Raw genomic sequence first — 12,229 nt, forward strand, 5'->3', positions numbered from 1 at the left:
TGGATAGACATACCATGCAAAAAACATTTGTTGCCCTACCAGAGAAGATACATATTTCGATAAAAGCCACCTTTTAGGTGGCTTCGCTATGCTATTTATTTAAAAGTCTTTTAATATCTTCTTCCGTTTCTGGTTTTGCAAAATAGAAATTAGAATTATGATATATCGGACCAAAACTGTTGTCTTTTCCGTGATGGATTAAAGTAGGCTGTTTTAAGAAAAAGGATTTAGGTACTTTAAAAAAATCGGATAGCTTTTTTGCATCATCCTCGGTTACATCTGATTTGCCTTCACGATAACCTAAGTAGACTTTTTTTTCTATTCCTGTTTCTTTTAGAATTTCCTCAATCACTCTCCCCTGTAATTCTTCAAGTTCAATCAATTCTGTCTTTGTCATATACTAATTATAGTTTACTAATCAGTAAATTTATAACTTATCTTTGAGTTTCGAGAAAAAATCTTCAACCCTTTTATTCGCAACTTCTAATTCCTGTTTTAGATCTTTGATGGTTTGGCTATACTCCTCTATTCGAAGATCCTTTTCCGCCAATAACTTTTCGAAAATATCTTTGAAAGTGTCATCTCTATAATAATTCGTGTTTTTATTTATTGGACCGAAGCTATTGTCTTTGCCATAATGAATAAATTTTGAATCGTCTGAAAAGAAATATTCGGGCTCTATATCATAAACTTTAGAAAGTTGAATAGCACGGTCAAATGTCAGTTTTGTCTGACCAGATTCGAGTTTGCTATAAGCGGCTTGGCTCATGCCAAGCTTTTCAGCAACAAAATCCTGACTCCAATTATTTTCATCTCTTATAATTTTCAACTTTATGTGTCCCGACATGATTTTCAAAAGTTTATAACCATATCAAATATATATAAATAAAATGAATTGTTATATAATATTTTCGAATATAATTAACCGATACTTATGAGTAATTTTGATTAATGATTTTTAATACAGTTTAATTTTGTGGGTTGTATTATAGGAATTTAGTAAATTTGAAAACTTAATGTCTAGATTTAGACAGAGTTTTCCTACAAATAATCTCGTTCACGAAACCGACTAACTTCATAGAACACGAGAGAAGGATAGGAAAGCGCTGTCCCTCACCATATTTTTTATGGCTAAGGGGGTGGCGTCCTATCTTGATTCGTGTTCGGGCCTTTAGTCGGTGCCCCGTGAACGGTCAAGTGGGATGTTCACTCCCTTAGTCGTTTAACAGGAGGAACCCCGTTTGGCAAATTATAATTATAAATAAGCCAGCGGTTAATGAAAAAGCAATTCTTCAAAAACATAATTTCCGCCCCTGAGTAAGCAATTAGCCGTTTAACGGCTTCCACTTTCCTACACTACGGAGGCGCCCCTGTGTCTAGGTTTTTTATAAACAAATTATGAACGTTATAAACCTATTTACAAATGAAGCTATTTTACAGCTACATGGAGCGCCTGTGCGTCTATATAATATACTATATATCCCTATGTCTATCTATAACGCCTGCCATATTAAGACATAAACTGGCATATGTCCGGCAGGTATTTTTATTACCAGTATTTTGTTTCATGATGTTTAGTAATGCCCGTGCGCAGTCCCAAGATACACTTGGGGCTGATGCCGGGCTAACCCACATAAAGTCGCTGCAGATCGGCGACAACATCCCTGAGGAACTGTGGCATCTTCCTCTGCAGATTGTAAATCACCCAGATAGAAAGGGTACAACGACCTTGAATGATTATCGGGGAAAACTGATCATACTTGATTTTTGGGCGACATGGTGTGGAAGTTGTATCGCCAACATGCCAAAAATATCCAAATTACAAGAGGAATTGGGCGATGAGGTACAGGTGCTTCTAATTACCAAAGAGAAACTGCCAAAAGTAGATCAATTCTTTAAAAGAAATCCATTTTCACTTATTTCTGTTGTAAACGATGAAACATTCAACAGGCTATTTACACATCTAGCCATTCCTCATTATTCAATTATCAATAAACAAGGAACCATTCAGGCAATAACGTCTTCTGATCAGATTACCACAGATAATATCAGGAGAATCCTTGACGATAGAACGGCTGAGGTCACGGTCAAAATCGATAGGGATACAAAGTCTCCTTTATTAACTACATCCAACCTCCCTCTAGACCGTTTGTCCCATCATTCAGTATTATTCGAAGGGCGACTGGATGGCTTTCCTTCAAGTGTAGACCAGCGTGAATATGGCGATGTGGTTGGCGTAACTTATACAAACATGGCTTTGGCAAAACTTTTCAAAGCTGTATTCCGCAAACTGTACCCAGATCTAAATGATAAGCGGTTCCTATTTGAATCAGGGGACAGTACAAAGTTTTTCTATCCGGTTCATAATACTATATCATCAAAACAGGAATGGTATAAGAAAAATCTATACAGCTATGAAGTGTTGGTGAAGAATGAAAAATCGAACGACATATTTAACCATATGCTCAATGACCTAAATAACCACACACAGTTTAGCGGAATACTTACCACAAGAAAAAGACGCTGCATACAACTGGTATTTAGAAAGAAGTCCAGCAGTTATGGGAAAGATGCAGGAATGATGAACGGTCAACAAAAAAACTTTGAAGATATACCTGTAGAAAATCTTGTTTCTTACTTAGATGATTCGTCACAGATACCATTTCCGGTAATAAACGGAATTAACTCCCCCAAAAAGGTCAATGTCACGATAACCTCAAAGTTTGAGAACCTTGAAGACATCAGAAAACAATTGAATAAACAGGGGCTGGACTTAATCGATGTGTTAGCGGATATCCCTGTGTTTGTAATATCCCAAAAGCAGTAAGCGGCTCCGAAATCTCGATTCCGATCCAATTATTAAAACAGAACCTATATGAAAGAAAACATAATATTAACTGCTGCGCTGATCTTTTTTAGTACATCAGCTTTTGCTCAAAAAACAATAAAAGGGACAGTAGTATCCAAAAAAGATAGCATACCAATAGGAAACGCGACCGTTCATCTCAAAGGCACCCAGATCAAGGTAGCAACCAATGACAAAGGGGGCTTTGAGATACCCGCTAGCAGTAAAGATCAATCAGTGGTCATATCGTCAGTGGGTTATGAAACCAATACGTTAAGCCTTTCCCAATTATCGGGTAGTCAGAATATAGTCTATATGCAGGAAAGCAGCTCAATGCTTGAAGAGGTTGTGGTCAGCACCGGCTATGAAAAGATCCCGAAAGAAAGAGCAACGGGCTCATTTTCACAGATAGACAATAAGCGCCTCAATGAACAGGTCGGCACCAATATAATGGACAGATTACCGGCTATCGCTAATTCATACGGAGTAACCTCAAAAAGAACCAATGCGAACAACTATATTACAATACGTGGATTCAGTACCCTAACTGGACCGAGGAATCCATTAATTGTTGTTGACGACTTTCCTTACGAGGGAGATATCAACAATATAAATCCCAATGAGGTAGAGAACATAACATTCTTGAAGGATGCTGCCGCAGCATCGATATGGGGGACCAGAGCGGGGAACGGTGTCATTGTTATCACGACCAAGAAAGGACGGCATAACCAGCCGGTTAAACTGGAGTTCAATTCAAATATTTCTATACTTGAGAAACCCGACCTTCATAAGATAAGTACAATCTCCAGCAGTGATTATATTGACATGGAAATGGTTCTTTTTGAAAATAAATATCGGTTTTCCGATACTTCCAATGTTAGCCGTCCGTCCTTCACTCCGGTATATGAAATACTATTTAAGATGGAAAACGGAACATTATCCACTGAGGAAGGCAGCAGACAGATCAATGCGCTCAAGAATTTTGATGTTCGGGATGATTATATGAAATATGTTTACCGGACAGGCATCAACCAGCAATATTCGCTTGGTGCCAGAGGGGGAACCGAAAATTTAACCTGGCTGATCTCCGGTGGTTACGATAAGAATGTTGGCCGATTGGATGAAAAATATGATAGGCTGAACTTAAGAACCGAAAATTCGTATAAACTTAACCGGAAAACTGAGCTAACTGCTGGATTTCACTACACACAGAGCCATAATATTTCCGGGAGACCGGCCTACAATTCGATTTCCACAGGAACAATTGCTATTCCTCCATACAGTAGGCTCGCTGATGAAGAGGGGAATCCCCTGCCTATATACAAACGCCGCCAGATTTATGTCGAGACTGCTGGTGACGGTAAGCTATTGCACTGGAATTACTATCCATTGGATGATTATCGTCAGAGTACAACATCGACCAGTGTTCAGGATCTACTGGCCAATTTTGGATTACGCTATTCTATATTACAGGGGCTTACTCTGGGTGTCAAATATCAGTACGAGAGACAGAACCTCAAAACAGAAATTCTGAATACGGAGGATAGTTATTATTCAAGGGATCTGATAAATAATTTCACACAGATTGACCCTGCTAATGGTACAGTTATTTATAAGGTTCCCAAAGGTGATATTCTGGACAGAACGAACAATATGATGACATCCTACAATTTACGGGGGCAGCTCAATTATAACCGCAAGGTTAATGACCATGAGATATCCTTTCTTGCAGGAGCCGAAATAAGGGAAATCAAAAACGATATCGATACTTATCGAACCTATGGCCTCAACAGGGAAATTCTAACAAGCGTTCCTGTTGATTATGCTAACGCCTACCCGCAGTACACCACAGGATTCAGTTCATTCATACCGAATACAGCCAATCTGGAAGGAACGAAAATTCGTTATGTATCACTCTTTGGTAATCTTTCCTATAATTACAGATCTAGATATATATTATCAGGCAGCGTGAGAAGGGACGCATCAAATTCCTTTGGCGTAGCAACAAATGACAAATGGAATCCGCTGTGGTCTGCCGGATTAGGATGGAATCTATCGGAAGAACAGTTTTATAAAGTTGATTTTATGCCCTATCTTAAGCTCCGGGCCACTTATGGTTACAGCGGCAATGTTGACCCGTCCAAAACGGCACTCACGACCATAAAATATGGTTCAACATCTCCATACACACAAAGCCCAATTACTGATGTTGAGCGGTTCTATAATCCGGAATTGAGGTGGGAAAAGGTGAGAATGACGAATTTCGGCATGGATTTCAGGCTAAGGGGGAATAGGGTTTCTGGCAGTATCGAATATTTTAGGAAGAAGGCAACAGACCTTTATGGATCTGTTCCGCTGGACCTGACCGTTGGACTACGAACTGCTACCATAACCAAGAACATAGCTGAAATAAGAGGTAATGGCGTGGACATTGAATTGAACAGTGAGAACTTAAAGGGCCGGCTTCAATGGGCAACCAATCTAAATCTATCTCTCTACAAGGATGAAGTTTTAAAAAATTACACCGGAAGTTATATAGGAAGCAACTTTGTGGGAGGGGGAATGTTTGCAGTGGAAGGAAAACCGCTGTATTCCCTTTTTGCCTATAAGTGGCTTGGGCTCAGCCCTTCAAGCGGAAATCCGGTCGGTTACATAAATGGACATCGGAGTGAAGATTATTTATCAATAACAGGTGACAGTACACAATTGTCCGATCTTGTCTATAAAGGGTCACTTATACCGACACTCTACGGCTCTATCGGAAACACATTCCGATGGAAAGATCTGTCACTTACACTACGTGTGTCCTATGCTTTTGGGCACTATTTCCGTAATGAATCAATCAATTATTCAAATCTTCTTTCCAATGGGACCGGTCACGCGGATTACGGGACACGATGGCAGAACCCCGGTGATGAGGCCAAAACAAATATTCCATCGTGGATCTATCCGGTAGATAATAATAGGGATGCTTTTTATAGCTATTCCGAAGTGCTGACACTCAAAGGTGACAATATCCGACTTCAATATATAAACTTGTCCTATGATCTACCGGAAGCATATCGTAAACGTTTAAGGCTCTCAAATCTTAAAATATTCTGCACAGCCAGCAACCTGGGTATTATATGGAGAGCAAACGGCAAAGGGGCAGATCCTGATTATCCAAATACGGCTGTTCCCCCTTCACCGACTTTTTCCCTTGGAATGAACATAGGCCTTTGACACTAACAAAAAAGCAGTATGAAAATGAAAAATAACAATATTTTGAGAATTATAGTTTTTATAATAATATGTTGGTCACTCACAGGCTGTAAAAAATTCCTGGACGCCAAACCTGATCAAAAACTGGTCGTGCCGTCAACAATCCAGGACTTACAGGGTATCCTCGATTCATATCTCAGGGTAAACCAATACGAACCAAGTGCTTCGGAGGTCAGCTCTGACAATTATTATCTCTCTGATGCAGACTGGTCAGGACTGGCACGGGAAGTTTATAGAAGGATGTATATATGGGAAGAAAATAATCTGTTTGAGGCGGGAACAGGAGAATGGTCTTATTGTTATGACAATGTTTTCAGGGCCAATACCGTACTGGAGAATATGGACAAAATAACTGTGGGTACCAATGAAAAGAAGCTGTTGGACAATTTAAAAGGTCAGGCTTTAGCATTGAGAGCAAGAAGCTTTTTGAAGGTCGCAGGCATCTGGTCACTTGCTTATGATGAAGAATCGGCAGATACCGATCTGGGGATTCCTTTGAGGCTCAATTCCGATTTTAATCTTCCTTCAACCAGGTCCACACTAAGGGAAACATACAGCCGGATCATTACGGACCTTAAAGATGCTATTCCCCTTTTGAGCAATACACAGGTTCATGTACTCCGAACCAGCAAAGCTGCGGCCTATGCTTTATTGGCGAGAACCTATCTTTCCATGAGAAAATATAATGAAGCTTTTCTTTATGCAGATTCCTGCCTCTGTTATATGATGTACTTTTGGATTATAATACATTAAATACTGCGGCGACTTATCCCATAAAGCAATTCAATAGTGAGGTAATTCTTTCCACCAGAATGCTTACCCCTTCATATATGAGCAATACCAGGGCAAAAGTAGATTCAATCCTATACGGTCTGTATCATTCCGATGACTTAAGAAAAGTTGCTTTTTTCAAAAGCAACAACAATGGGACTTATGGATTTAAAGGCAGCTATGAAGGCAGCGCATCTCTATTTGACGGAATTACGACAGCCGAAATCTTACTTATCCGTTCAGAATGTTATGCACGATCGGGAAAGGTCGAACTTGCACTATCAGATTTAAATCATCTTATGCTCAATCGTTGGAACAACAGGAAAACGTTTATCCCTGTCGAAACAGATTCACAGAAAAAGGCTCTGGAAATAATTCTTTTAGAAAGAAGGAAGGAACTTCTTATGAGAGGGCTTAGGTGGATGGACATCAAACGGCTCAATAAAGAAGGAGCAGGCATAACGTTGCAAAGGAAGCTAAATGGACAGACCTATACACTTCATCCGGGTGATCAAAGGTTTGCACTGCCTATTCCAGAAGATATAATAGCACTAACGGGAATGCCTCAGAATCCCCGTTAGTACAATAATAAAACACATATAGATTAATCTCTGTGCTTTGTTGCATTGTCTTCAACAAATGATATTGCATTTGCCGGTGTTAGACTGTTCAGATAAGAAACAAGCTGAGATTCATTTGTGATCGATGACATATTGGGTGCCACCACACAAGGTAGTTCACCAAGCTCACAGCTTTCTGTTCCGTCACTGATCTCCCAATTTCCAGCATTGGTAATACTGCCGATGCTGGTATCGCTCCCTTTATAACGAAATTCGGTATTTACAACTGCTTTTGCTTGGGAAGCTTCACTTTTGTGTCCCATTGCTTTTACTACCATGAAAACACCAAATAATAAAATCATTAACGCTAGACAGGCACGTAGCCCGTTATTTTTTAATGTACCCATAAGGCAATTTATGCACTTGAAGATGAGTGCGAACTTTAGTTTATAATACTGTTATTTTTTGTGCACTCCAGTTTTGCCTCACAGTTATGCGGTTGAGGGATCCTCTTTATTGGCCTACCGGTCTCCTTGAAATCAATGGGCCGTATAAACCGTGAACAGCGCAAATTTATTGGCGTACCATATTCTCCGAACATGAACTTTGGGCGGAACCACTCCAAATATCGCAGTGGTGCGAATCCCCTGCCATATCGGTATCATACGGAACAGCTCTGCGATCCTCATTGAGAGATCTGTTGTCTTACTTCTCGCTATTATTGTAGTCCTGTTCATAGTATATCTTTTATACTTTTATTTTTGCATCTCCTGAGATATGTTCTCCTAGAAAATAGCTGGTAAAAACCTTTAATACAAAGTTCAGGCTTCGGAAATGGCCAGAAAAGGAAAAAACCGACAACTTTTGGCCGATTTTTATCAAAAATGTCCGTTTATTCCCTTTTTTGGTAACAAAAGAGATACATTAATAATGATTTAGATGAGTTTAGCGGTGTCCTTCATTTTTGTAATAGCTGCGATAGCTACGTGAAAAGCTGCCCAGATCCGTATAACCGACCATGGAACATACTTCTTTTTTGGCCAGCCCCTGTTCATTGATGAGCTTCCGGGCTTTTTCCATTCGGAGCCTGACACAATAGTCATAGGGTGTTGTTCCAAATATGACCCTGAACTTTCTGCGAAAAGTTTTCTCGCTCATCGGTAGATCACGTAGCTGTGACTGGATATCAATTTCTGGATCTGTAAAATTTTTCAATATATATAATCCTGCCAGATAGATCCTGTCCAGTCCCGAGCTGACCAGCATTTCATGGTAGCATTTTAAGACCATTGCAATCTTTTTGCGCATTTTGAGTTTAACGATCTCGATGTTCGGATCATTGAAGTCCAGTATTTCACCGAGTTCTTTTCCCAGCATTCTCTCGATCCTCAGTCGCGGTAGAATACTGAACTGCCTGTCGGAACGTGCAATTTCACTTAACGCTTCCCATAATATCCTGTAGGGCCGGACAATTTTTTTTGCCCACTGGGGATCAAAGGAAATCACCAGTGCTTTTACCACAGATCCTTTCATGATATCCGCTCCATACACCTCTGGCCTGCTATGTGAAGGGTAAAAGCTGTTCTCGGTGGCCGTGATAACTTCGGTACCTTCACCGGTCAAAAATCTGAGATTTCCCTGTATCGTAAATAAAAGGAACAGTCTGTCCCTGTCGACCTTAAACCGGAGGCTGAAAGGTTCTTCCGTACGGAGCTGGATCAGTTCAATATGGTATTTTTTTAGAAGCAGTTTCCCACGGAGGACTTCTGCCTTTGGAAAAGAATACCTTAAGGACAATGTTGCTGACTTTAAAACATTGTCGGTCCAGTCTGCCGGATACGTATCCAGATCATGTACAGAAAGGGGGATACTGGGAAATATGATATCAAAATGGTCCGTCATAAACGCAAAAAAATAATTGTTTCCTGTTTTATTTGGGCTGATTTAGGAGCGTGAAATACATTAAATGTAGGATGTTACATTTCACATTTGCAAATTTTTTCGATAAACAGACATTTGACCAATATAAGTTGTACGATTTCCTCGATATCTGACTTTTTCATACAGCCTTTCTGCTGACCTAATAACTACCCGCTTCGTTTTCAGCAGCAAATTGGCTAGCTTTAGAAAGTTGTAAGTACCAATTAGTACGATGACGTGTCATTCAAATACTTGTAAATAGGCAAATATTATAGAGGCAAGTATATGGGCTCATAACCTGAACCTCCATACTATTGATAGACAAAAAACAATCTCTATGGGGACCAATAAGAAATGCAGGGAAACCGGAAAGGTGATATTTGCTTCCTGGATTGAGGCCCGGCTTGTCATGCTCGACCTGAAGTGGAACTACCTTTTCAAAAGGGACGAAACAGGCCGCCGCATCAAGCACCGACAGGGACGCCCCATACAACGGCGGGCATATTACTGTACATATTGCAGGGGGTACCACCTGACCAAATGGGAAAAATCAAATTTCAACTCCTATACCGAGAAAAAATGGAGAAGAGATAAAGGGGAAGAAAATTCAGGCCTATAAAAGTTTTGCCCCATACTATTATCTTTATCTCCGATGAACTGTCCACTGAGGAATCGCCATAGTAAAACGGCCGCCCTTTTGGGGGCGGCCGCTTAAGGATTAGTTTATGGGGATTGTTTGAAAAACAATATCAAATTACGCGTTTCAAGGAAGTTGTCAAAACTCGGAATTAAAAGCTTTCTATTTTCCCAGCTCCTTGATGAAGCCTACAATTTCGGAAAGGGATTTGCTTCCCAGTCCATCCATTTCTGCAAGCTTCTCATACGAACAGGCTGTCAGTTCAGCAACTGTCATTATCCCATGCTTCTGGAGAACCCCCACGGTCTTGGCACTGATCTCCTGTCGGAAATAGTAAAGATCGCTTTCAAGGATCATCTCATGGATAAAACTATTGTCCCCCAGGATCCGCTGCAGTTTCATGGAAAGGTTCCGAAGCGAGGTATAATCCATCCTTCGAAGGTCGACCCTCGTTTTGACACCATCCAGATAGATATCAATTTCGTGTTCTTTCATGGCTTCGGACTATTTGGTTATGGTATTAATGGCTATCTGTTCCGACCTTTGTCCCATTCAAAAATCAACATTCAAATTAGGCCAACTTGTATAATAATTCCAAATTTATTCGACCAACTGCCATTTGACCATGTTCAAGCATTTAATACACTCGATTACTTAAGCTTATGAGATAGATTTTTCGCAACAGAATCTATTTAAAAATCCCCATTGATAAATTCTCTGTTCCTAGTGGTGGAAAACACACTGTCGTTCAACAATGAGAATAGAACATGGGCAAGTATGGAAAGAAAAGATATAACTGAAATTTTACAGTTTAAACTGTAGCAAGACGAATATTTTTTTTCGTCCCTTTATATGAATTTTATAAACTCTACTAGTAATCTCAATAATGAGCAGAAAACTAACTATTCCTCTTTTTAGTGTGTTGTTTTTAATAGTTGCATCTTGTAGCCGTGATGAACCATTTTACCCAAAACCCCAGCCAGAACCGGAACCCTTTATAGAATACGCTTGTCCAAAGGCAGACGATATTTATAAAATCTATCCGGATACTTTTTTTGTGAATCCGACAGGCTTATACATCATATATGAGAAAAAGCCAATAAAGTTGACATACACGGATGAATTTAGCACTACATTTGCATTATTTACCTGTGAAGGAAAGTTTGATAACCGCAATAAGACAGTGAATAGTCCACTTTCCTGGAAGATTAAAACAGATGATCAAAAAATCCGGGACCTAGTTTATGCCAATCAAGGGGTTATCCAAATCAAGCAAGTACTCTTACCTAAGGACATCGATCGTATCTTGACATTTAAAGAAGGAGAAAGAATGGAATATTGCGTTTCCCTATTAAATTTCAAGGAAGATGTCATCCAGACAAGTAAAATTACTTTTATATATAAAAAGGATCTACAACCGTAATCTGAAAAGGAAGCTGCCTTTATGCAGCTTCCTTTTCAGATTTATTCAATATTTTTGCCGTTCTGATCTGACAAAGATATATGCATGAGGGGAATTAGTGCCTTATGTAAAATCATTACTTTCATAGTATGGTTTAAATTCTTCTATAATGGACTTTCCTGAGGAAAGATCTCCAGAAGTCCACCGCCATTCCTCATGTAGTCTTACATTTCCATTTGGAAGAATTTCTGGTCGGGAAACACATTCTCCGGTCATTATCTTCCCATCTAGGTTTATTTGGTGGTAACGCATATCAATTACTCCGTCTTCTTTGATAATACCGATCAAATGACCAGAAATAATCTTACCTCCTTTATAATCTGCCGTTAGAATAGAGTCTTTCTGCTTGTAGTGAAATATGGTTTCGGATGATGTTTCCCCGTTGTCACTATTTTTTACAGCTCTAAAAAATCTGTTATTGTAGTCTATCATTATTCTATCTTTAAATCTTCATAATGTAAAACCTGAGGAAAAGGATCGTAGTAGTTGTGTAGCAAAGCTTTCCATTTCTGGTATTGTGACGACTGACGAAATCCTACTTCATGCGCTTCGACAGAAACCCACTCCACTAATAAAATGTACTGGCGGTCTACTTCTATACATTTTTTTAAAGAGTGTGTTATATATCCTTCGATCGACGAGATATACTGGCTAGCTAATTGAAAATCATTAACAAACTTTTCTTCTAAGCCCGGTTTCACATTTAAAATAGCAACTTCTAAAATCATCGTGTTTTCATTTTTAATAGTTAGAAGACCGTTGCAAAATAATGT

At 39.4% G+C, this 12,229-nt stretch carries 14 protein-coding genes; 6 read left to right on the plus strand and 8 right to left on the minus strand.

The features are described from left to right. Nucleotides 1-91: 91 nt before the first annotated feature. Nucleotides 92-397, minus strand: coding sequence for a hypothetical protein (locus tag B3H30_RS13495; protein ID WP_286834436.1), 306 nt, complete (start codon nt 395-397; stop codon nt 92-94). Nucleotides 398-427: 30 nt separating this feature from the next. Next, nucleotides 428-847, minus strand: a complete 420-nt coding sequence (locus B3H30_RS13500) for a helix-turn-helix domain-containing protein (protein ID WP_286834438.1) — start codon at nt 845-847, stop codon at nt 428-430. Between the two features lie 720 nt (nt 848-1,567). Between B3H30_RS13500 and B3H30_RS13505 the strand changes: the two genes are divergently transcribed. From B3H30_RS13505 to B3H30_RS13520, 4 genes are all read left to right on the plus strand, one after another. Further along, on the plus strand, nt 1,568-2,827 hold the full coding sequence (locus B3H30_RS13505; protein WP_286834440.1) for a TlpA family protein disulfide reductase: 1,260 nt from the start codon (nt 1,568-1,570) through the stop codon (nt 2,825-2,827). 48 nt (nt 2,828-2,875) lie between these two features. Continuing rightward, complete coding sequence (locus tag B3H30_RS13510) at nt 2,876-6,067, plus strand: SusC/RagA family TonB-linked outer membrane protein (protein ID WP_286834442.1); 3,192 nt, start codon at nt 2,876-2,878, stop codon at nt 6,065-6,067. Nucleotides 6,068-6,091: 24 nt separating this feature from the next. Further along, a complete protein-coding gene (locus B3H30_RS13515; protein WP_286834444.1) occupies nt 6,092-6,859 on the plus strand; it encodes a RagB/SusD family nutrient uptake outer membrane protein in 768 nt (255 codons plus the stop codon). A gap of 77 nt (nt 6,860-6,936) precedes the next feature. Then, nucleotides 6,937-7,458 (plus strand): RagB/SusD family nutrient uptake outer membrane protein, encoded by a 522-nt coding sequence (locus B3H30_RS13520; protein WP_286834445.1) that lies wholly within the window; start codon nt 6,937-6,939, stop codon nt 7,456-7,458. Between the two features lie 23 nt (nt 7,459-7,481). Here the strand turns inward: B3H30_RS13520 and B3H30_RS13525 are convergent, their stop codons facing one another. The 3 genes from B3H30_RS13525 to B3H30_RS13535 all read right to left on the minus strand — a co-directional run bounded on the left by B3H30_RS13525 (nt 7,482) and on the right by B3H30_RS13535 (nt 9,339). Continuing rightward, nucleotides 7,482-7,844 carry a hypothetical protein gene (locus B3H30_RS13525; RefSeq protein WP_286834447.1) on the minus strand — a complete coding sequence of 121 codons (363 nt, stop codon included), beginning with the start codon at nt 7,842-7,844 and terminating at the stop codon, nt 7,482-7,484. A gap of 132 nt (nt 7,845-7,976) precedes the next feature. Continuing rightward, complete coding sequence (locus B3H30_RS13530; RefSeq protein WP_286834449.1) at nt 7,977-8,174, minus strand: hypothetical protein; 198 nt, start codon at nt 8,172-8,174, stop codon at nt 7,977-7,979. Nucleotides 8,175-8,382: 208 nt separating this feature from the next. Continuing rightward, on the minus strand, nt 8,383-9,339 hold the full coding sequence (locus B3H30_RS13535; protein WP_286834451.1) for a helix-turn-helix transcriptional regulator: 957 nt from the start codon (nt 9,337-9,339) through the stop codon (nt 8,383-8,385). A gap of 355 nt (nt 9,340-9,694) precedes the next feature. Here B3H30_RS13535 and B3H30_RS13540 point away from each other — a divergent pair, with 355 nt between their 5' ends. Continuing rightward, complete coding sequence (locus B3H30_RS13540; protein ID WP_286834452.1) at nt 9,695-9,976, plus strand: hypothetical protein; 282 nt, start codon at nt 9,695-9,697, stop codon at nt 9,974-9,976. A 180-nt stretch (nt 9,977-10,156) separates the two neighbouring features. Here B3H30_RS13540 and B3H30_RS13545 read toward each other — a convergent pair whose 3' ends face one another. Next, the gene (locus B3H30_RS13545; protein ID WP_286834455.1) at nt 10,157-10,489 is read right to left on the minus strand and encodes a DNA-directed RNA polymerase subunit alpha C-terminal domain-containing protein; all 333 of its coding nucleotides are present in this window, start codon (nt 10,487-10,489) and stop codon (nt 10,157-10,159) included. Between the two features lie 391 nt (nt 10,490-10,880). Between B3H30_RS13545 and B3H30_RS13550 the strand changes: the two genes are divergently transcribed. Beyond that, entirely contained in the window at nt 10,881-11,417 is a 537-nt protein-coding gene (locus tag B3H30_RS13550; protein WP_286834457.1) for a hypothetical protein, read from the plus strand. 102 nt (nt 11,418-11,519) lie between these two features. Here B3H30_RS13550 and B3H30_RS13555 read toward each other — a convergent pair whose 3' ends face one another. Together B3H30_RS13555 and B3H30_RS13560 are read right to left on the minus strand one after the other, a co-directional pair. Continuing rightward, on the minus strand, nt 11,520-11,888 hold the full coding sequence (locus tag B3H30_RS13555; protein ID WP_286834460.1) for a n-acetylglutamate synthase: 369 nt from the start codon (nt 11,886-11,888) through the stop codon (nt 11,520-11,522). After that, a partial coding sequence (locus B3H30_RS13560; RefSeq protein WP_286834462.1) for an antibiotic biosynthesis monooxygenase family protein occupies nt 11,888-12,229 on the minus strand: 342 nt, incomplete at its 5' end. The genes B3H30_RS13560 and B3H30_RS13555, both read right to left, overlap by 1 nt.

The sequence above is a fragment of the Sphingobacterium sp. UBA7038 genome (assembly GCF_002494055.1).
Classification (GTDB): domain Bacteria; phylum Bacteroidota; class Bacteroidia; order Sphingobacteriales; family Sphingobacteriaceae; genus Sphingobacterium; species Sphingobacterium multivorum.

Bases quoted from the DNA above. Each gene is read 5' to 3' on its own strand.
- B3H30_RS13530 (WP_286834449.1), bottom strand. From the start codon at position 8,174: ATGAACAGGACTACAATAATAGCGAGAAGTAAGACAACAGATCTCTCA.
- B3H30_RS13550 (WP_286834457.1), top strand. From the start codon at position 10,881: ATGAGCAGAAAACTAACTATTCCTCTTTTTAGTGTGTTGTTTTTAATA.
- B3H30_RS13495 (WP_286834436.1), bottom strand. From the start codon at position 397: ATGACAAAGACAGAATTGATTGAACTTGAAGAATTACAGGGGAGAGTG.
- B3H30_RS13540 (WP_286834452.1), top strand. From the start codon at position 9,695: ATGGGGACCAATAAGAAATGCAGGGAAACCGGAAAGGTGATATTTGCT.
- B3H30_RS13525 (WP_286834447.1), bottom strand. From the start codon at position 7,844: ATGGGTACATTAAAAAATAACGGGCTACGTGCCTGTCTAGCGTTAATG.
- B3H30_RS13515 (WP_286834444.1), top strand. From the start codon at position 6,092: ATGAAAAATAACAATATTTTGAGAATTATAGTTTTTATAATAATATGT.
- B3H30_RS13510 (WP_286834442.1), top strand. From the start codon at position 2,876: ATGAAAGAAAACATAATATTAACTGCTGCGCTGATCTTTTTTAGTACA.
- B3H30_RS13520 (WP_286834445.1), top strand. From the start codon at position 6,937: ATGAGCAATACCAGGGCAAAAGTAGATTCAATCCTATACGGTCTGTAT.
- B3H30_RS13545 (WP_286834455.1), bottom strand. From the start codon at position 10,489: ATGAAAGAACACGAAATTGATATCTATCTGGATGGTGTCAAAACGAGG.
- B3H30_RS13535 (WP_286834451.1), bottom strand. From the start codon at position 9,339: ATGACGGACCATTTTGATATCATATTTCCCAGTATCCCCCTTTCTGTA.
- B3H30_RS13555 (WP_286834460.1), bottom strand. From the start codon at position 11,888: ATGATAGACTACAATAACAGATTTTTTAGAGCTGTAAAAAATAGTGAC.
- B3H30_RS13505 (WP_286834440.1), top strand. From the start codon at position 1,568: ATGATGTTTAGTAATGCCCGTGCGCAGTCCCAAGATACACTTGGGGCT.
- B3H30_RS13500 (WP_286834438.1), bottom strand. From the start codon at position 847: ATGTCGGGACACATAAAGTTGAAAATTATAAGAGATGAAAATAATTGG.